This window comes from Chromobacterium vaccinii, assembly GCF_000971335.1.
GTDB classification, from domain to species: Bacteria; Pseudomonadota; Gammaproteobacteria; order Burkholderiales; family Chromobacteriaceae; genus Chromobacterium; species Chromobacterium vaccinii.
The window spans coordinates 43,496-62,843 of the sequence record NZ_JZJL01000010.1 but is presented as its reverse complement, the minus strand read 5'-3'; the positions used below and the strand labels follow the sequence as shown (position 1 = coordinate 62,843).

Annotated in this window: 17 protein-coding genes; 11 read left to right on the top strand and 6 right to left on the bottom strand. The window is 65.6% G+C overall.

Annotation, left to right across the window (positions count from 1 at the left end; all coding sequences use genetic code 11):
* Positions 1–8: 8 nt before the first annotated feature.
* From ald to VL52_RS07050, 9 genes are all read left to right on the top strand, one after another.
* Positions 9–1,133 carry an alanine dehydrogenase gene (ald, locus tag VL52_RS07090; RefSeq protein WP_021478071.1) on the top strand — a complete coding sequence of 375 codons (1,125 nt, stop codon included), beginning with the start codon at positions 9–11 and terminating at the stop codon, positions 1,131–1,133.
* Positions 1,134–1,150: 17 nt separating this feature from the next.
* A complete protein-coding gene (locus tag VL52_RS07085; protein ID WP_046156380.1) occupies positions 1,151–1,906 on the top strand; it encodes a gamma-glutamyl-gamma-aminobutyrate hydrolase family protein in 756 nt (251 codons plus the stop codon).
* A gap of 112 nt (positions 1,907–2,018) precedes the next feature.
* On the top strand, positions 2,019–3,353 hold the full coding sequence (locus VL52_RS07080) for a glutamine synthetase family protein (protein ID WP_046156379.1): 1,335 nt from the start codon (positions 2,019–2,021) through the stop codon (positions 3,351–3,353).
* Positions 3,354–3,478: 125 nt separating this feature from the next.
* A complete protein-coding gene (locus VL52_RS07075) occupies positions 3,479–4,858 on the top strand; it encodes an aspartate aminotransferase family protein (protein ID WP_046156378.1) in 1,380 nt (459 codons plus the stop codon).
* A gap of 172 nt (positions 4,859–5,030) precedes the next feature.
* A complete protein-coding gene (gene motA, locus VL52_RS07070; protein ID WP_046156377.1) occupies positions 5,031–5,885 on the top strand; it encodes a flagellar motor stator protein MotA in 855 nt (284 codons plus the stop codon).
* 18 nt (positions 5,886–5,903) lie between these two features.
* The gene (motB, locus tag VL52_RS07065; protein WP_046156376.1) at positions 5,904–6,821 is read left to right on the top strand and encodes a flagellar motor protein MotB; all 918 of its coding nucleotides are present in this window, start codon (positions 5,904–5,906) and stop codon (positions 6,819–6,821) included.
* Between the two features lie 4 nt (positions 6,822–6,825).
* Positions 6,826–7,566, top strand: a complete 741-nt coding sequence (locus VL52_RS07060) for a hypothetical protein (RefSeq protein WP_046156375.1) — start codon at positions 6,826–6,828, stop codon at positions 7,564–7,566.
* On the top strand, positions 7,553–8,872 hold the full coding sequence (locus VL52_RS07055) for an HDOD domain-containing protein (RefSeq protein WP_046156374.1): 1,320 nt from the start codon (positions 7,553–7,555) through the stop codon (positions 8,870–8,872). Before VL52_RS07060 ends, VL52_RS07055 begins: the two co-directional genes overlap by 14 nt.
* Before the next feature lie 65 nt (positions 8,873–8,937).
* On the top strand, positions 8,938–9,735 hold the full coding sequence (locus VL52_RS07050) for a TrmH family RNA methyltransferase (protein WP_046156373.1): 798 nt from the start codon (positions 8,938–8,940) through the stop codon (positions 9,733–9,735).
* 51 nt (positions 9,736–9,786) lie between these two features.
* Here VL52_RS07050 and VL52_RS07045 read toward each other — a convergent pair whose 3' ends face one another.
* From VL52_RS07045 to gloA2, 5 genes are all read right to left on the bottom strand, one after another.
* Positions 9,787–10,896 (bottom strand): 2-methylaconitate cis-trans isomerase PrpF family protein, encoded by a 1,110-nt coding sequence (locus VL52_RS07045; protein WP_046156372.1) that lies wholly within the window; start codon positions 10,894–10,896, stop codon positions 9,787–9,789.
* Complete coding sequence (locus VL52_RS07040; protein WP_046156371.1) at positions 10,896–12,119, bottom strand: multifunctional CCA addition/repair protein; 1,224 nt, start codon at positions 12,117–12,119, stop codon at positions 10,896–10,898. The genes VL52_RS07045 and VL52_RS07040 overlap by 1 nt, the downstream gene beginning before the upstream one ends.
* A 1-nt stretch (position 12,120) precedes the next feature.
* Positions 12,121–13,062 carry a complex I NDUFA9 subunit family protein gene (locus VL52_RS07035; protein WP_046156370.1) on the bottom strand — a complete coding sequence of 314 codons (942 nt, stop codon included), beginning with the start codon at positions 13,060–13,062 and terminating at the stop codon, positions 12,121–12,123.
* 10 nt (positions 13,063–13,072) lie between these two features.
* The gene (locus VL52_RS07030; RefSeq protein WP_046156369.1) at positions 13,073–14,962 is read right to left on the bottom strand and encodes a lytic transglycosylase domain-containing protein; all 1,890 of its coding nucleotides are present in this window, start codon (positions 14,960–14,962) and stop codon (positions 13,073–13,075) included.
* A 128-nt stretch (positions 14,963–15,090) separates the two neighbouring features.
* Positions 15,091–15,489, bottom strand: a complete 399-nt coding sequence (gene gloA2, locus VL52_RS07025) for an SMU1112c/YaeR family gloxylase I-like metalloprotein (RefSeq protein ID WP_046156368.1) — start codon at positions 15,487–15,489, stop codon at positions 15,091–15,093.
* 192 nt (positions 15,490–15,681) lie between these two features.
* On the opposite strand from gloA2, the gene VL52_RS07020 reads away from it, so the two are divergent.
* Together VL52_RS07020 and VL52_RS07015 are read left to right on the top strand one after the other, a co-directional pair.
* A complete protein-coding gene (locus tag VL52_RS07020) occupies positions 15,682–16,413 on the top strand; it encodes a redoxin family protein (RefSeq protein ID WP_046156367.1) in 732 nt (243 codons plus the stop codon).
* Positions 16,414–16,566: 153 nt separating this feature from the next.
* The gene (locus VL52_RS07015) at positions 16,567–17,955 is read left to right on the top strand and encodes a dihydrolipoyl dehydrogenase (RefSeq protein ID WP_046156366.1); all 1,389 of its coding nucleotides are present in this window, start codon (positions 16,567–16,569) and stop codon (positions 17,953–17,955) included.
* 42 nt (positions 17,956–17,997) lie between these two features.
* On the opposite strand, the gene VL52_RS07010 is transcribed toward VL52_RS07015, so the two are convergent.
* Positions 17,998–19,311 carry an MFS transporter gene (locus tag VL52_RS07010; RefSeq protein WP_046156365.1) on the bottom strand — a complete coding sequence of 438 codons (1,314 nt, stop codon included), beginning with the start codon at positions 19,309–19,311 and terminating at the stop codon, positions 17,998–18,000.
* Between the last annotated feature and the right edge of the window lie 37 nt (positions 19,312–19,348).

The window sequence follows — 19,348 nt, the reverse complement described above, 5'->3', positions numbered from 1 at the left end:
AGACGACTATGTTGATCGGCGTTCCGAAGGAAATCAAAAACCATGAGTACCGCGTGGGTCTGACCCCGTCCGGTGTCCGCGAGCTGGTGGCGAACGGGCACAAGGTACTGGTGCAGACCCACGCGGGTCTCGCGATCGGCTTTACCGACGAGCAATACATCCAGGCCGGCGCGTCCATCGCCTCCAATGCGGAAGAGGTGTTCGAGCGCGCCGACATGATCGTCAAGGTCAAGGAACCGCAGCCGGTGGAGTGCCGGATGCTGCGCCCGGGCCAGATTCTTTTCACTTACCTGCACCTGGCGCCGGACCCGGAGCAGACCAAGCTGCTGATCGAGTCCGACTCGGTGGCCATCGCCTACGAAACCGTCACCGACGAGCGCGGCGGCCTGCCGCTCTTGGCGCCGATGTCCGAAGTGGCCGGCCGGATGGCGATCCAGGCCGGCGCGCACGCGCTGGAAAAGGCGCAGGGCGGCCGCGGCGTGCTGCTGGGCGGCGTGCCCGGCGTGGCGCCGGCCAAGGTGGTGGTGATAGGCGGCGGCGTGGTGGGGCTGAATGCCGCGCGGATGGCGATGGGCGCAGGCGCCGACGTCGCCATCCTCGATAAATCGCTGGCCCGGCTCAAAGAGATAGACATGGTGTTCGGCGGCCGGATCAAGACCCTGATGTCCAACGGCGCCAACATCGACGACAGCATCCGCGACGCCGATCTGGTGATCGGCGCGGTGCTGATTCCCGGCGCGGCCGCGCCCAAGCTGGTGACGCGCGCGATGCTGAAGACAATGAAGCCGGGCGCGGTGCTGGTGGACGTGGCGATAGACCAGGGCGGCTGTTTCGAGACCAGCCGGGCCACCACCCATCAGGACCCGATCTACACCGTGGACGGCATCGTCCACTACTGCGTGGCCAATATGCCGGGCGGAGTCGCCCGCACCTCCACCCAGGCGTTGACCAACGCCACGCTGCCGTACACGCTGGAGTTGGCCAACAAAGGCTGGCGCCAGGCGCTGCTGGACAACGCCCACCTGCGCAACGGCCTCAACGTTTGCCGCGGGCGAGTGACTTACCAGGCGGTGGCGCGGGACCTGGGCCACGCTTACGTCGATCCGATAGAGGCCATCAAGGCCGCAAGCTGATAGGAGCGCAGCAAGCCATGTCGCAAGCAATGATAGGCATCCCGTGTGATCTGAAAATGATCGGTCTGTTGCCGTTTCACGCGGTGGGCGACAAATACATCGCCGCCGCGGCCGGCGGGGCGGGCGGCCTGCCGGTGTTGATTCCGTCGCTGGGCGACGACGCGCTGCTGCGCGCCACGCTGGCGACGCTGGACGGCGTGCTGCTGCCGGGCTCGCCGTCCAATGTGGAGCCGCGCCATTACGGCGGGCCGACCAGCCGCACCGGCACGCTGCACGACCCCCGGCGCGACGCCACCACGCTGCCGCTGATCCGCCTGGCGCTGGAGGAGGGCGTGCCGCTGCTGGGCATCTGCCGCGGCTTCCAGGAGATCAATGTCGCGCTGGGCGGCGAGCTGCACCAGCACGTGCAGGAAGAGCCGGGCCTGCGCGACCACCGCGAGGTGGAGGGCGACGACATCGCCGCGATGTACGCGCCGGCGCATCGGGTGGACTTCGTCGAAGGCGGCTTGCTGGCGGAATGGTCCGGCGCGCGCGAGGCGATGGTCAATTCGTTGCACCAGCAGGGCATCAAGCGGCTGGCGCCCAGCCTGATCGCCGAGGCGCATGCCGAGGACGGCTTGGTGGAGGCTTACCGCGTCCGCAACTCCAAGGGCTTCGCCTTCGCCGTGCAATGGCACCCGGAATGGCTGTATTGGGACAATCCGTTGTCCCTGGCCATCTTCCATGCCTTCGGCGAGGCTTGCCGGATGAGGAGGGAAAGCCGCAAGGGATGAATCCCATGCGCGCCGGACGAGGAACCCGGCGCGAGTCTCGATGACTCATAAAGTAGCACCTCCCGATCCAGAGCCGCAGCCCAGCGGCCGGGGAGACCATAGAGGAAGCGTTATGAATCACCAGATCAACGAGTGGTTGCGAGAGCACCGCATCACCGAAGTGGAATGCATCGTGCCGGACATGACCGGCATCGCCCGTGGAAAGATCGTGCCCAAGGACAAGTTCGTTTCCGATCCGGAAATGCGCCTGCCCGAGGCGGTGCTGATCCAGACCGTGACCGGCGACTATCCCGACGACAGCCTGCTGGACCTGACCGACCCCGACATGGTGCTGGAGCCCGATCCGAACACGCTGCGCTACGTGCCGTGGGCGGTGGACCCGACAGCCCAGCTGATCTACGACTGCTGCCGCGCCGACGGCAGCCCGGTGGACGTGGCGCCGCGCAACGTCCTCAAGCGCGTGCTGGGCCTGTTCGACGAGATGGGTCTGGAGCCGGTGCTGGCGCCGGAGATGGAGTTCTACCTGTTGTCGCCGAATCCCGACCCCGACATCCCGCTGGCCGCGCCGATCGGCCGCACCGGCCGGGCGGAATTCGGCCGCCGCTCCTATTCGATCGACGCGGTCAACGAGTTCGACCCGCTGTTCGAGGACATCTACGACTATTGCCACGCGCAGAATCTGGAAGTGGACACGCTGATCCATGAGATCGGCACCGCGCAGATGGAAATCAACTTCCTGCACGGCAACCCGCTGGACCTGGCCGACCAGGTTTTCCTGTTCAAGCGCACCGTGCGCGAGGCCGCGTTCCGCCACAATATGTATGCCACCTTCATGGCCAAGCCGATGGAGAACGAGCCGGGCAGCGCCATGCACATCCACCAGAGCCTGGTGGATAAGAATACCGGCCGCAACGTGTTCACCAATGAGGACGGCAGCCCGTCCGACATCTTCTTCCACTTCATCGCCGGCCTGCAGAAATACGTGCCTCAGACCATGCCGCTGTTCGCCCCCTACGTGAACTCATTCCGTCGTTTGTCTCGCTACACCGCGGCGCCGACCAATGTCGAATGGGGTTACGACAACCGCACCGTGGGTCTGCGCATCCCGCACTCGTCGCCGGCCGCGCGCCGCATCGAAAACCGGGTGCCGGGCGTGGACGTCAATCCTTACATCGCCATCGCCGCCACGCTGGCCTGCGGCTACCTGGGCATGGTGAACAAGCTGCGGCCGGCCGAGCCCAGGCAAACCGACGCCTACGAGCTGCCTTACCAGTTCCCCAACAGCTCGGAAGAGTCGCTGCTGCAGCTGGCCGGCTGCAGCGAGATCGCCGAAGTGCTGGGGCCTCGCTTCGTCAAGATGTACGTGGCGATGAAGGAAAAGGAGTTCGCCGAGTATTTCCGCGTGATCAGTCCCTGGGAGCGCAAGTTCCTGCTGCTGCACGTGTGATGCGCGGATCATCCGCGCAAGGTTAGAATCGCGGAACAGACAGGACAAACGAATAGAACGACGCCGCAGGCGCAGGAGGGGCGGGCAAGGGCCCGCCCCGTCGGAGAAAACTGGAAGGAAGTGTTATGCAGAAGCAACGTACGACCAGCCAATGGCGCGAACTGGATGCCGCCCATCACCTGCATCCGTTTACCGATACCGCATCGCTGAACCAGGCGGGCGCGCGCGTGATGACGCGCGGAGAAGGCGTCTATCTGTGGGATTCGGACGGCAACAAGATCATCGACGGCATGGCCGGCCTGTGGTGCGTGAACGTCGGCTACGGCCGCAAGGATTTCGCCGAGGTGGCGCGCCGCCAGATGGAAGAGCTGCCGTTCTACAACACCTTTTTCAAGACCACCCATCCGGCGGTGGTCGAGCTGTCCAGCCTGCTGGCCGAAGTGACGCCGGCCGGCTTCGACCACGTGTTTTACACCAACTCCGGCTCCGAGTCGGTGGACACCATGATCCGCATGGTGCGCCGCTACTGGGACGTGCAGGGCAAGCCGGAGAAGAAGACGCTGATCGGCCGCTGGAACGGCTATCACGGCTCCACCATCGGCGGCGCCAGCCTGGGCGGCATGAAGTACATGCATGAGCAGGGCGATCTGCCGATTCCGGGCATGGCCCATATCGAGCAGCCGTGGTGGTACAAGCACGGCAAGGACATGACGCCGGACGAATTCGGCGTGGTGGCCGCGCGCTGGCTGGACGAGAAGATCCAGGAGATCGGCGCCGACAAGGTGGCCGCTTTCGTCGCCGAACCCATCCAGGGCGCCGGCGGGGTGATCATTCCGCCAGCCACCTACTGGCCGGAAATCGAGCGCATCTGCCGCAAGCACGATGTGTTGATTGTGGCGGACGAAGTGATCTGCGGTTTCGGCCGTACCGGCGAATGGTTCGGCCATCAGCATTTCGGCTTCCAGCCCGACCTGTTCACCGCGGCCAAGGGCTTGTCATCGGGCTACTTGCCGATCGGCGCGGTCTTCGTCGGCAAGCGCGTGGCGGAAGGCCTGATCGCCGGCGGCGACTTCAACCACGGCTTCACCTATTCCGGCCATCCGGTCTGCGCCGCGGTGGCGCACGCCAATGTGATGGCGCTGCGCGACGAGGGCATCGTCCAGCGCGTCAAGGACGACATCGGCCCTTACATGCAGCAGCGCTGGCGCGAAACCTTCAGCCAGTTCGAGCACGTGGACGACGTGCGCGGCGTCGGGCTGATCCAGGCATTCACGCTGGTGAAGAACAAGGCGAAGCGCGAGCTGTTCCCCGATTTCGGCGAGGTCGGCACGCTGTGCCGCGACATCTTCTTCCGCAACAACCTGATCATGCGCGCTTGCGGCGACCATATCGTATGTTCGCCGCCGCTGGTGATGACGCGAACCGAAGTGGATGAAATGCTGGGGGTGGCGGCGCGTTGCCTGGCCGAGTTCGAGCAGGCGCTGAAGGCGCGCGGACTGGCCTAGCGCCGGCTATGCTGGTGTGGGGGCGGCCTCGCCCCCGCCTTTTTTGCAGGGAATGAAGCGGGTTGATACAATTCCACCCGCTTTTTCTATTATTTCTATAATGAATTGCAAAAAGGCATGCTGTAATACAAATAACGGCATGAGGCAATAAAACAAATACAGGACTTGGCGCATGTTCGTCGCAATCGGGTATCTCATCATTCTGGGCTCGGTGCTTGGGGGCTTCATCGCCGCGGGGGGCCATGTCGCCGCGCTGATGCAACCGCTGGAGGTCGTGATGATCGCCGGCGCGGCCATCGGCGCTTTCATCGTCGCCAATGGCGGCGCGCCGCTGAAGGCCACCACCAAGGCGCTTCCCACCGTGTTCAAGGGCAGTTCCTATGGCAAGGCCTTCTACATGGATCTGTTTTCCCTGCTGTTCGAGATACTGACCAAGGTGCGCAAGGAAGGCCTGATGTCGATCGAAGCCGACGTTGAAAATCCCGAATCCAGCCCGGTTTTCTCCAAGTATCCCACCATCATGCATGACCATCATGTGGTCGAGTTCATTTGCGACTACCTGCGGCTGATGGTCGGTGGCAACCTCAACGCCTTCGAAATCGAGAACCTGATGGACGTCGAGATTGAAACCCACCACCACGAGGGCGAGGTGCCTGTGTCGGCGGTCAAGGGACTGGCCGATGGCCTGCCGGCTTTCGGTATCGTGGCCGCGGTGATGGGCGTGGTCCACACGATGGAATCGGTGGGCGCGCCGCCGTCCGAACTAGGCATGCTGATCGCGCACGCGCTGGTGGGCACCTTCCTCGGTATTTTGCTCGCCTACGGCTTCGTCGGTCCGCTGGGCACCATCCTGGAGCACAAGCTGGCCGAAGGCACCCGCGTCTACCAGACGATCAAGGTGACGCTGCTGGCCAGCCTGAACGGCTACGCGCCGCAGGTGGCGGTGGAGTTCGGCCGCAAGGCGCTGTCCTCGATGGACCGCCCGTCGTTCAAGGAACTGGAAGATCACGTCAAGCAGAAGAAATAAGCCGGGCAGGGGACAGAAATGGCCGATGAATCGCAACGACCGATAATCGTCAAGAAAATCAAGAAGGGGGGGCACGGCCATCACGGCGGCGCCTGGAAAATCGCCTATGCCGACTTCGTGACGGCGATGATGGCGTTCTTCCTGTTGATGTGGCTGCTGGGGTCCGCGTCGCAAGGCACTTTGAGCGGCATTTCCGAATACTTCAAGACGCCGCTGAAAGTCGCCATGTCCGGCGGCGCGGGCGCGGGCGACGCCACCTCGGTGGTCAAGGGCGGCGGCAACGATCTGACCAAGCAGGCCGGCCAGGTCAACAAGGCCGGCTCCAAGCAGGAAGAAATCATGCAGAAGCAGAAGGAGCAGGCCAGCCTGAACCAGCTGCAGCAGAAAATCCAGCAGACCATAGACCAGAGCGATCTGTTCAAGCAGTACAAGAATCAGCTGAAGCTGGAAATGACGCCGGAAGGGCTGAAGATCCAGATCGTCGACGAGCAGAACCGGCCGATGTTCGATTCCGGCAGTTCCCGCATGCTGCCGCATACCCGGGTGCTGCTGCAGCAGCTGGCTTCGGAGCTGAATCAGCTACCCAACAGGATCAGCATTTCCGGCCATACCGACGCCAAGCCTTTCGCAGGCGGACAAGGCGGCTACAGCAACTGGGAGCTGTCGGCCGACCGGGCCAACACCGCCCGCCGCGAGCTGGTGGCCGGCGGCCTCTCCGAGAACAAGATCCTGCGCGTGGTGGGCTTGTCGTCAGCCAATCCGCTGATCAAGAGCGATGTATTCAGCCCGGAGAACCGCCGCATCACCATCGTGGTGCTGAACAAGGACGCCGAGTCGTCGATACTCAACGACGGCTTCAAGCCGCAGATGAACCAGGAAGTGATAGGCGGGCCGCAGCAAGGCGGCGAAGCGGCTCCGCAGCCGAACGAGCCCTGAGCGCATGAGGCGGCTGCGCCATCCGCTGCTTCAGTTGCTCGCCTGCGTCGGCGCCTGGATTTTCATCGCGCCGGCTTTGCATTTATTGCCTTGGGCCGCGCTGCAGGGGCTGTTGGCGGGCTTGTGCGCCGTCGCCTTGCGCTTGCCGGGCTGGCAGCGCCTCGCGCATGGATTGTTTGTGCCTGCGGTGGCTCTGGCCAGCCAGGCGGGCGTCGCGCCGGGTTGGTATCTGGCGGCGTTGCTGCTGACGCTGGCGCTGGGGCGCAACGCGCTGGTGGAACGGGTGCCGCTTTACCGTTCCGCGGTCGCGGTGGCGGAAAGGCTGGCCGAGCGGCTGGCCGGCGGCGCGTCGTTGCTCGAGGCAGGCTGCGGCGACGGCCGGCTGGCGCTGCTGCTGGCCTTGCGCCGGCCGGACCTGAACATGCGCGCGCTGGAAAACGCCGTGGGCAGCTGGTTGCTGGCGCGCTGGCGCTGGCGGCGGGCGGGAAGTCCTAACCGGCTGGCGTTCGCCTGCCGCAATTTTTGGAGCGAGGATTGGGGGGGGTATGACGCGATTTACGTGTTCTTGTCGCCGGAGCCCATGCCTAGGGTTTGGAGCAAGTTCGTTGCCGAGGGCCGGGCCGGCAGCCTGCTCATCAGCAACACCTTTTCCGTGCCCGGCATCGAGCCGGACGAATGCATTCCTCTCGACGGCCCTTTGCAAAAAGAACTATTGATCTGGCGCCATCCAAATGGACCTCGATAACTGGACCAAGACCATCGCGGAACGGCGGTGGCCGATTCTGCCCGACACGCTGTTGGAGCTGCGCGACGCCTGCGCCCGCCACAGCGACCTGATCAACTTCACCGACCTGGCCAATCTTTGCCTGTCCGATCCTTTCCTGCTGCTGGATCTGTTCCGGGTGGTGGGCAATTCGCGCGCGCTGCAGCGCAACGAGAGCATCCCCGCGGTGGAGCAGACGCTGCTGCTGATGGGGTTGGAGGCGGTGGTGGTGCGTTTCAACCGCATCGAGCCGCTGGACGCCGCCGAGGGCAAGCTGGACGCCGATGTTTACGAAGCGGTTGGCGACTGGATGGCGCGCAGCCGGGTGGCGGCCTTGATCGTCAAGGAATGGCTGTCCATCATGGGCGACCTGAAAGTGGAGGACTGCTTCGTCTCCGCGCTGCTGTACAACCTGCCGGCCTGCATCTACATGATCCAGCGCAACCGCTTGCCGGACAAGCCGCTGCTGCAGGAGATGTCCGAGGCGTTCAATGCCGATTACGGCAAGATCCTGCAATCCTTCGTGAAGCACATGCCGCTGCCGAGCGGATTCAACACGCTGCTGGGGACCGGCGTGCCCAACAAGCGGCGCCAGTTGCTGAAGCTGGCCATCGCCACGGCGAACTCGCTGGATCATGGCATCGAGCGCAGCACCTGGCTGGTGGGCGTGGACACCGCGGCCAAGATGATCAATTGCATGCCGGAGATGGCCTACAACGCGGTGGTGCACGCCGCGCTCAAGGTGGCGAAGCGCCCGCATGTGGTCGGCTATACCTTCCCGGCGCGCGCGCTGCTGCTGCTGACTGACAACGGCAAGAAGCCGGAAATGAAGAAGGCCCAGGCGCTGTCCGACGCTGACCAGCTTGAGAATGCGATTCGGGAGTCGATACGCTTCCTGGCCAACGATCTCAAGTTCGAACGCGTGCTGTATTACCATTACGAGCATGATCTGCACGCGCTGAAGCTGCGCTACCAGGTAGGCGTGGAGGCGGACAACCCGCTGCGCAAGCTCCAAGTGGAGCTGGAGCCGGGCAGCTTCTTCGGCGTGTTCACCGGCAAGCCGCAAAGCTTCCACGCGCCGTCCGATGTGCGCCAGCAGCTGAGCCGGCGTTATGAGGACGAATTCTTCCAGCATATCGGCGACGGCGAATTCGCGCTGATGACCTTGTTCGGCGGGCACCGGCTCGGCGGCGTGTTCTATGTCGACAACGCGCGCACCGGCCGCGCGATAGACGACGCCACCTACCATCGCTTCAAGGATCTGATCAGCCGCCTGGCCCAGCATTGATGCAAGAAGGCGCGGGGGCGGGTAAACTCTGCCCCTCCGCTTAGCGCCGCATCGGCAGAATCGACATGCATCACATCTCCAAGACCATCACGTCTCCCCACAACGACGAAGTCAAGGCGCTGGCCAGATTGGTCCAGCACAGCCGCGACCGCCGCAAGGAAGGCGTGATGGTATTGGAGGGCATCCACCTGGCCGAATCCTGCCTGCAGGCGGGCGGCATCTTGTCGCGGGTCTATCTGAACGAGGCGATGGCCGGCAAGCCGGAAGTGCAGAGGCTGCTGGCTGGCTTGCCCGCCGGGTGCGCGGTGATCGCGATGCCTGAAGCGGTGATGGCCAAGGTGACCGCGCTATCCAGCGCCGGCGAGCTGCTGGCGCTGAGCCCGCGTCAGCGGCCCGCGCCGCCGCCGGCGGCCGTCGCGCGGGTGCTGCTGGAAGACATCCAGGACCCGGGCAATCTGGGGACCATCCTGCGCACGGCCGCCGCGGCCGGAGTGTACGACGTTTTCCTGTCCAAGGGCTGCGTGGACGTATTCTCTCCCAAGGTGCTGCGCGCCGGCATGGGCGCGCATTTCGCGCTGCGCATACACGAGCACGCCGATCTCGCCGACGAGCTGCGCCGCTTCGGCGGACGCCGGCTGGTCACGCATCTGGAGGGCTCCAGCTCCTTGTACGGTCATGACCTGACCGGACCGGTGGCCTTCGTGTTCGGCAACGAGGGAGCGGGCGTCAGCGACGCGCTGCTGGCGCTGGCGGACGCGCGCATCCGCATCCCGATGCCCGGCCACGCGGAGTCGCTGAACGTGGCGATGGCGGCGACGGTCTGCCTGTTCGAGCGGGTGAGGCAGCAGGAAAAGCCGGCCTGACGCGGCATCGGCCGCGTTCCGCTTGCTCTCATGTCTGGCCCGCAGGCCGGCTCAGTCCAGCGGGATGAACACCTCGCCGCGCATCAGCGGACGCGCGGTGCGGGTCAGCACCACCTCGTCCACTTTCCAGCCCAGCGAATCCAGGCCCAGCACGGCTTCCAATGTCAGCCGGCCGCTGGGGTGGCTGAAGGTCAGCGGCATGCCGCGCACCGGTCCGCCGGCCAGCTCGGCCGGCAACGTGCCCTCGGTGGCGCAGGCGCAGGCGAGCGCGATGGCGTCGGTGCCGGGATAGGCGGGGTGCAGCTTGCCCATCGACAGCGCGCGGGCGTGCAGCGCGCAGTCCGGATCGCCGTCTTGCGACAGGAAGCTGATCTTGGGCGTGGCCGGATATTCGCGTCCGGCGGCGAAGATGTCATCGGCCAAGCCGATGGCCACCGTGGCGGCGGCGCGCGCCATCTCCAGCCGGCGCATGATGGCGGGATCGATCTCGGCGGCGGTTTCGCGCCCCTTCAGGCCGAAGTCGCGGGCGCGGACGAATAGGGTGGGATTGCCGGCGTCTATCAGAGTGGCGTCCACCTGGCTGCCGTCGGGCAGCTTCAATTTGTCCATCAGCAGGCCGGTGGGGAACATCTCGCTGCAGTCGCCGGCCGGATCCAGATAGCGCAGCCGGATGGGCGCGCCGGGGAAGGCGACGCCGTCGATGAGGAAGTCGCCCTGCCAGACGGCCTGGCCTTCGAATATTTCCAGTTCGGCCAGGATGCGCTTGCCGACATTGGCCTGCCAGATAGCGATGGTGGCGACGCCGTCTTCCGGCCGGGCCAGCTTTTCCATCACCGCGAACAGCGGCACGGCTGCGGCCAGATTGCCGCAATTGCCGGACCAGTCTATTCGCGCCTCGTCGGTGAATACATGGCCGAACAGCGCGTCCACGTCGCAATCGTCGCGGCGGGAAGGGCTGACGATCACCACCTTGCTGGAGCGGGTGGTGCCGTTGCCAAGGCCGTCGGTTTGCCGGCCGTAAGGATCGGGACTGCCGATCGCGCGCAACAGCAAGCTTTGCCATTGCTCGGTGTCGTCGGGCAGCGCGTCGGCCCGGATGAACAGGCCCTTGCTGGTGCCGCCGCGCATCAGCGTGGCGGGCAGGCGATAGTCAGTGTCCATCAGTCCTCCTTCCAATCCTCCTTGCACTTGGCGATGACTGCGATGCGCGCGGCGTCTATCGTGGCCGGGATGGCGGCCTTGTCGGCGCAGCCGGCCGCTATGGCGCCGGCATCAATTTGCAGCGTAGCAGCCAGTTGCGCGCGCAGATAGTCCTTTTGCGGGTAGGGCGCGTTTTCGAAGTTCAGCCGGCCGCGGGCATCGGCCAGGCAGGCGTCCAGCATCAGCAGGAAACGTTCTGGCCGGCGCAGCGCGTCGCAGTCCTTGAGCATGCGCAACACGGTTTCCGGCCTCAGCTCCTGCGCCCGGTGGACCTTGGTGTGATGCACCACGGTGATATGGGCGAGGTCGCGGCAATCGTTGGGCACGCGCAACCGGCGGCACAGCTCCGACAGCGGCGCGATGCCGCCTTCCTCGTGGCCGATGTGGCGCGGCAGCACGTCGGCCGGCGTCAGCGCCTTGCCCAGATCGTGGCCCAGCGCGGCGAAGCGCACCGCCAGCGGCTGGCCGGCCGCCGCGGCGTAGTCCAGCACCCGCATCACGTGGTCGCCGCAGTCTATCTCGGGGTGATAGTCGGCGCGCTGCGGCACGCCGAACAGCGCGTCCACCTCGGGCAGGATGCGCGCGAGCGCGCCGCATTCGCGCAGGGTCAGGAACATCCGCGACGGCTTGTCCTCCATCAATCCCTTGGCCAGCTCCTGCCATACCCGTTCGGCCACCAGCGCATCCGCCTCGCCGTCGTCCACCATCTGCCGCATCAGCGCCATGGTTTCCGGTGCGACCGCGAAGTCGAAGCGGGCGGCGAAGCGCGCCAGCCGCAGGATACGCACCGGATCCTCGGCGAACGCCGGGCTGACGTGGCGCAGCAGGCGCGCCTTCAGGTCCGCCTGGCCGCCGTACGGGTCGGTCAGGCTGCCGTCGGCCGCCTCGGCGATGGCATTGATGGTCAGGTCGCGCCGGGCCAGGTCTTCTTCCAGCGTCACATCGGGCGAGGTGTGGAAAGTGAAGCCGTGATAGCCCCTGGCCACCTTGCGTTCGGTGCGGGCCAGCGCGTATTCCTCATGGGTTTCCGGGTGCAGGAATACCGGGAAGTCCTTGCCCACCGGGCGATAGCCCTGCGCCAGCATGTCGTCCGGGGTGGCGCCCACCACCACCCAGTCCCGGTCCTTGACCGGGAGGTTCAGCAGGCGGTCGCGCACGGCGCCGCCGACGATGTAGATTTCCATCTCAGCGCGCCGCCTTCGCGCGGTAGCGGGACGCGGCGGCATTGCGGCCGCGGCCGGCCAGCCAGTCCGGCGCCAGCGCGGACAGCGCGGCGGGCTCGAAGCCCAGCAGGCTGGATGGGAAAGGCTGGTCGCTGACATTGTCCCATCGCAGCGAGCGCACGTTGTCGCGGCTCATCAGCGTCGGCCCCGGCAGCCATTCCATCAGCGCGGCCTGCAGCATGGCCAGGCTGTCTGGCAGGCCGAATACCGGGCGGGGGTGGCCGCTGGCGCGGCCGGCCAGGCGCGCCAGATCGGCCAGGGTATAGGTTTCCGGTCCAGTCAAATCCAGCTTTTTGCCCACGGTTTCCTTGCGCGCCAGGCACTCGCATATCGCGCGGGCGACGTCTTCCACCCAAACCGGAGTCATCCGGCAGCCGGTGCCGGCCAGCGGCAGAACGGGCAGCAGCCTTTGCAGGCTGGCGAACATGTTAAGGAAGGCGTCGTCGCGGCCGAACACGACTGAGGGACGCAATATGGTCCAGTCCAGCCCGCTGGATTCCACCGCCAGTTCGCCCAGCGCCTTGGTCTGCTGGTAGTCGCTGGGCGCGTCCTGGGCGGCGCCCAATGCGCTGACGTGCACCAGCCGGCGCACATTCTGCAGCCGGCAGGCGGCGACGATCTTCTCCGGCAATTGAGCGTGGGCCTTCTCGAACTGGGCTCGGCTGCCATGCAGGATGCCGACCATGTTGATCACGGCGTCGTGGCCGGCGATCAGCTTGGCCAGCTGGGCCGGGTCGTGGACGTCGGCGGAGACCAGCTCGGCCGACGGCAGCACGCGGAAATCGGGCGGCGCGGTCCGGCGGCTGGCGATGGTGAGCCGATGGTCCCGGCTGGCCAGCTGGGCGGCCAGGTGGCGGCCGATGAAGCCGCTGCCGCCTATCAGGCAAATCTTTTGTGCGGTCATGTCGTTTTCCTTAACGCGCCGGCACCATCCCCATGCGGTTTCTCAGGGAGATGTTGGCGTGGCCAAAGGTGCTGGAGTAGTAGGCGGCGTTGGCCATCACTTTCTGCACGTAATCGCGCGTTTCGCTGAAGGGGATGGTTTCGGCGTAGATGGTGCCGTCCAGCGCGCGGTCGGCCTGCCAGTTGCGGGCGCGGCCGGGGCCGGCGTTGTAGGCGGCGGTGGCCATCACCTGGTTGCCGGATAGGTTGTCCAGCACGTAGCGCAGATACCAGGTGCCGAGCTGGACGTTGGTGTCGATGTCGTTGACCGCGAAGTGGGTGAGGCCGATCTTCTTGGCCGCCCATTTGGCGGTGGCGGGCATCAGCTGCATCAGGCCGGAGGCGCCGACGCCGGAGCGGGCCATGGTGATGAAGCGGCTTTCCTGGCGGATCAGGCCGTAAACCCAGGCATCGTCGATGTCGAGCTGGCGCGCGTATTTCTGCGTGACTTCGCGGTAGGGCGTCAGGTAGCGCAGCGAGAAATCGTGTTCTTCCTTGGTGCGCTCGGCGCTGTAGATCGCCATGTCGTAGAAATTTTCCTTGCGCGCGATTTCGGCGGCGGCCAGCAGCTCCATGTCGTTGCGGCCGCGCATCGCCCAACGCCATTCGCGCTGCGCGTCGGTGCGGAACTCCGGCTTGGTGTAGATTTCGGCGACGTTGAGCAGCGCCAGCGAGCGGCGAACGGCCGGGTCGGCCTTCATCCGGGCGACGTCGTCGCTGCTCGGGCCGGTTTTGCTGGCGGAAGCGGACAGGCTGTTGCCCAGCTCTTCCAGCGACAGCAGCGCGTAATAGTTGTGGCCGACGCTGGCCTGGCTGAACAGCGGAGCGGCTTCGGCCGGCTTCCCCTGCTGCTTCAGCGAGCGGGCCAGCCAGTAGCGCCAGGCCGGCTTGCCGGCCACTTCCTGAGGCATGCGGCGGATGACGCCGTCCAGCTGGCTCCATTGCTCCAGCCGCAGCGCCGAGCGCGCCCACCATTCCCATTGGTCCGTGGTCAACTGGCGCGGGTCGGCTTTTTCAAACCATTGCAGCGCCTGGCCGGCCTGCTGCTTGCGGGCGGACAGCAGCGCCAGCTGGCCCCAGCCGAAGCCGGCGCGGTCGGGCGTCAGCTGGCTTTCCACGCGGGACAGCATCGCCGCCGCGCCGTTCAGATCGGTCTTGCCCTTGCGCACCGCGTCGTAGAGGATGGCTTCCTGGCCGCCCGGAGTGTCCGGGCTGGCGAGAGATGGCTTGTTGAGCGCGGCGTTGTCCAGCGGCAACTGGGTGTCGCTGGCCAGCTGGCGCGCCTGGGTGAGATAGTTGCCGGCCAGCAGCAGGCGGGCGCGGCGCCACAGCCAGTCCTGGCTTAGCGCGCCGCGGGCATAGGCCATGTCTATCAGCCGGTTGCAGCCGTCCGGTGCCGGCTTGCCTTCCAGGAACCGGTCCAGATTGCCCGGCTTTTGCCCCTGGCGCATTTGCAGCAGCTCGCCGTAGCAGCTCGATTCCTCATCGCGGCCTTCAGGCGGCAGCTTTTTCCATTCATTGGCGAAGGCGGTCCAGTCTTCGCGCAGGCCCAGCTTCTTCACCCACTCATTGCGTATCCGTTCCGGCATCAGGCCTTCCGGCGTCCGGGACAGGAAGCGTTGCACCTGGGCGTCGTCGTTGCGTTCCAGCGCCTTCCAGGTTTGCCAGTATTCCGGATAGTCCTTCAACGGGTAATTGTCGGGCAGCTTGTCGCCCAGGCTGGCCAGCTTGGCCAGGTCGTTGGCGCGGAAGGCGTCGCGGGCGGCGAGCAGGGTGTCGTCGGGGCCGGCCAGCGCAGGCAGGGCGGCGCCCAGGGCCAGGGTCAGGCCCGCCAGGCGGATGGGGGTGGTCAAAGCTTTCATTTGCGTTCCGTCTGTTGGGGTCTCCGCGCCGACTGGCGGCGCGGCGGCGGCGGGGCGTCCCGCGCGCTCAATGCTTATTTCAATATGACAGGCCGCGGCGCTGAGCGCTCGCTTTCATGGCCCGCGTCTCAGGCCGCCGGGGCGGCCTGGTAGAACTCGATCGGCAATCCATCCGGATCGGCGCAGAAGAAAAAGCGCGCGCCGGTGTATTCGTCCACCCTGATGCCTTCCACGCTCACGCCTTGGTCTTGCAGATGGCCGCGCATCGCTTCCGCGTCGTCGCAGGCCAACGCCAGATGGCGTAGGCCGCAGGCTTCCGGCCGGCTGGGACGGGGCGGCGGGGAGGGGAAGCTGAACAGTTCGATCTGGCCGCCGCCCGGCAGCGCCAGGTCCAATTTCCAGGACTGTCTTTCCTCGCGCCAGTTCTCGGCGATGACTTTAAAACCGAGCGCGCGGCAGTAGAAGTCGCGCGAGCGCGCGTAGTCGGAAGCGATGATGGCGACGTGGTGCAGGCCGGTGATATGCATGGCTGTTGAGGCTGGGGGTTGCCGGATGCCGCCATTTTAGCGTCGCCGCGGGCGGGCTGCCCAGCGATGGGGATGGGCATTGAAAAAGACAATCAAAAGTCTTGCGACAATCAATTAGACGAATTTTGCCGTGGCTATCAAAATGCACGCATCGATAGCTAACAACCGCAGTCAACCCTCAAGGAGATAGCCATGCTGCAAAATCGTGAAGGCCAACGCGTACCGAACGTCACTTTCCGCATCCGTGAAAACAACGAGTGGAAGAATGTCACCACCGCCGAACTGTTCGACGGCAAGACCATCGCCCTGTTCTCGCTGCCGGGCGCGTTCACCCCGACCTGCTCTTCCACCCACCTGCCGCGCTTCAACGAACTGGCGCCGTCCTTCTTCGCCAACGGCGTGGACGCCATCCTGTGCGTGTCGGTCAACGACACCTTCGTGATGAACGAATGGGCCAAGGACCAGGAAGCGCAGAACATCGTGATGATTCCGGACGGCAACGGCGACTTCACCGAAGGCATGGGCATGCTGGTGGACAAGCAGGACCTGGGCTTCGGCAAGCGCAGCTGGCGCTACTCGATGCTGGTGAAAGACGGCGTGGTGGACAAGATGTTCGTCGAGCCGCAAGAGCCGGGCGATCCGTTCAAGGTGTCCGACGCCGACACCATGCTGAACTACATCAATCCGACCGCCAAGAAGCCTGACCAGGTGGTGGTGTTCACCAAGGTGGGTTGCCCGCACTGCGCCCGCGCCAAGGCCGTGCTGGCCGAAAACGGCTACGACTTCGTCGAAGTGCCGCTGGACAACAAGATCCGCGGCAAGGCGCTGGGCGCCGTGTCCGGCGCGATGACCGCTCCGCAGGTGTTCATCAATGGCCAGCTGATCGGCTCCGCCGACGAAGTGGAAAAGCGCTTCGCCAAATAAGACGTTCGACTCCGGCGGCTTCGGGCCCTGACGCCGCCGGATTTCTTGGGCCGGTACTCCTGCCGGCCGTTTTTTCCAGTAGGGATGCGGGACGGCATGTTCAATATGCGCAGCGTGCCGCGCCGCATCCCCGCCAGATAGAGGATAAGAACCATGAAAACCATCCACATCGACGTAGCCGTCATCGGCGCCGGCACCGCCGGCCTCGCCGCGTACCGCGCCGCCAAGGCCGGCGGCGCTTCCGCCCTGATAATCGAGGGCGGCCCTTACGGCACCACCTGCGCCCGCGTCGGCTGCATGCCGTCCAAATTGCTGATCGCCGCCGCTGAGGCCGCCCACTACGCGAGCCATACCGATATGTTCGGCGTGCACGTCGATGGCGAAATCCGCATCGATGGCCGCGAGGTGATGGCCCGCGTCAAGAGCGAGCGCGACCGCTTCGTCGGTTTCGTGGTGAGCAGCGTGGATGGCATCCCGGCTGAGGATAAACTGCCCGGTTATGCCCGCTTCGTCGACAACACCACGCTTCAAGTGGATGACCACACCATCGTTCAAGCCAAGCGGGTCGTGATCGCCACCGGCTCGTCGCCGACCCTCCCTGCGCCGTTCAAGGCTTTCGGCGACCGGCTGATCGTCAACGACGATGTATTCGACTGGGACACGCTGCCGCAAAGCGTGGCGGTGTTCGGCCCCGGCGTGATCGGTCTGGAACTGGGCCAGGCGCTGGCGCGCTTGGGGGTGAGAGTGAAGGTGTTCGGCGCCCGCGGCGGCGTGGGGCCGCTGAGCGATCCGGCGGTGCGCGATTATGCCCGCCAAGCATTGGCCGAACAGTTCTATCTGGACCCGGACGCCAAGGTGCTGGAAATGGCCAGCGACGATGACGCCGCGCGCATCCGCTATGTCAATCTGGATGGCGAAGAGGTGGAGGAGCGTTTCGATTACGTGCTGGCCGCCACCGGCCGCACGCCCAATGTCCGCGGCCTGGGGCTGGAAAACACCAGTCTGAAGCTGGATGCCGGCGGCGTGCCGCTGTTCGACGCCAAGACGCTGCAGTGCGGAGACTCCCCGGTATTCATCGCCGGCGACACCAACAACATCCTGCCGTTGCTGCATGAGGCGGCCGACGAGGGCAAGACCGCCGGCGTCAACGCCGCCGCCTACCCGGTGGTTAGCGCCGGCCTGCGCCGCTCCACCATCGCGGTGGTGTTCTCCGATCCGCAGATCATGATGGTGGGCAGCCGCTTCGCCGATCTGCAGATGGGCAGCTTCGTCACCGGCGAGGTGAGCTTCGAAGACCAGGGCCGCAGCCGGGTGATGGGCGTCAACAAGGGGCTGCTGCACGTGTACGCAGACAAGGCGACCGGCCGCTTCCTGGGCGCGGAGATGATAGGGCCGCGCGCCGAGAATCTGGCCCACCTGCTGGCGTGGAGCCATCAGCAGGGTCTGACAGTCGGGCAGATGCTGGACATGCCGTTCTACCACCCGGTGATAGAGGAAGGCCTGCGCACCGCGCTGCGCGACGCGGCGGCCAGGCTGGCCTGATGTTCGATGCAATAAAAAAAACGGGGCTTTGGCCCCGTTTTTTTATTCTCCCTTCAGCAGCGCGCGCGCCCAGCTGAAGCGCTCGCGCCAGATCACCGGCGCGCGCCAGGCCAGATGGGCGGTGGCCAGGATGTTGAGCGCGGCCACGGCCAGCAGCAGCATCGAGATGCTGTCGTACCACTTCAGCATCAGCGCGCTGCCGATGGCGGCGGCCACCATGTAGAAGCCGTTGATGATGTTGTTGGCTGCTACGGCCTGCGAGCGGAAGGCGTCCGGGCTGCCGGTCTGCAGCCAGGTGTACAGCGGCACGGTGAAGAAGCCGCCGAAGAAGCCCAGCAGTGTCACGTCGACGATGGCGCGCCAGCTGCCGGCCTTGGCCAGGAACGCCGGCAGCGCGGCCAGCGGGCCGTGGTAGGACGGCATCGCGCCCAGCGCCAGATCGCCGCCGAACACCGTCATGCCGGCGCTGCCGAGCAGCACGATGCCCAGCTGCAGCTTGCCGAGCGACAGCTTTGCGCAGGCGATGGAGCCGGCGCCGATGCCGATGGAGAACAGCGCCAGCAGCAGGGTGTAGACGTCGGCGTCGCCGCCCAGGTGCAGCCGGGTGAAGGTGGGCAGCTGGGTGGTGTAGACCGCGCCCATCAGCCAGAACCAGGAAATGCCGAGTATCGAGCAGCGCACGTCGTGGATGCGCCAGGCCTCGCGGATCAGCCGCACTGAGTCGCCGAGGAAATTCCACGACAGCTTCAGGTGCGGCGCGCCGGGCGCGACCGAAGGCATGGTGGCGCTGCTGAAGTAGCCGAGGATGGCGACCAAGAGCAGCGCGCCGACGATCAGTAGCGCGCCGCTGTGGGTGAGCAGGCTGCCGCTGAGCTGGCCCAGCAGGATGGCGAGGAAGGTGCCCATCTCGATCAGGCCGGTGCCGCCCACCAGCTCATGCTCTTTCAGGTATTGCGGCAGCACCGAGTATTTCAGCGGGCCGAAGAAGGCCGAGTGCACGCCCATCAGGAACAGCGCGGACAGCAGAATGGCGGCGGACTTCAGCAGGAAGCCGGCGCCGGCCACCAGCATGATGGCGATCTCGGCCAGCTTGATCATGCGCGCGATGCGGGCCTTGTCGTAGCGCTCGGTCAGCTTGCCGGCGCTGGCGGAAAACAGGAAGAAGGGCAGGATGAAGATGCCGGCGGCCAGATTGACCAGCTGCTGCGGCGGGATGCCCAGCATTTCCAGGCCATGGAAGCTGATCAGCACCACGATGGCGGTTTTCAGCATATTGTCGTTGAAGGCCCCCAGGAACTGGGTGCCGAACAAGGGCAGGAAGCGCCGGGTGGCGAAGAAGGAGAAGTCAGCTTTCACGATGGCCGGTTATGGAAAAGGCGGGAACCGCATGCTA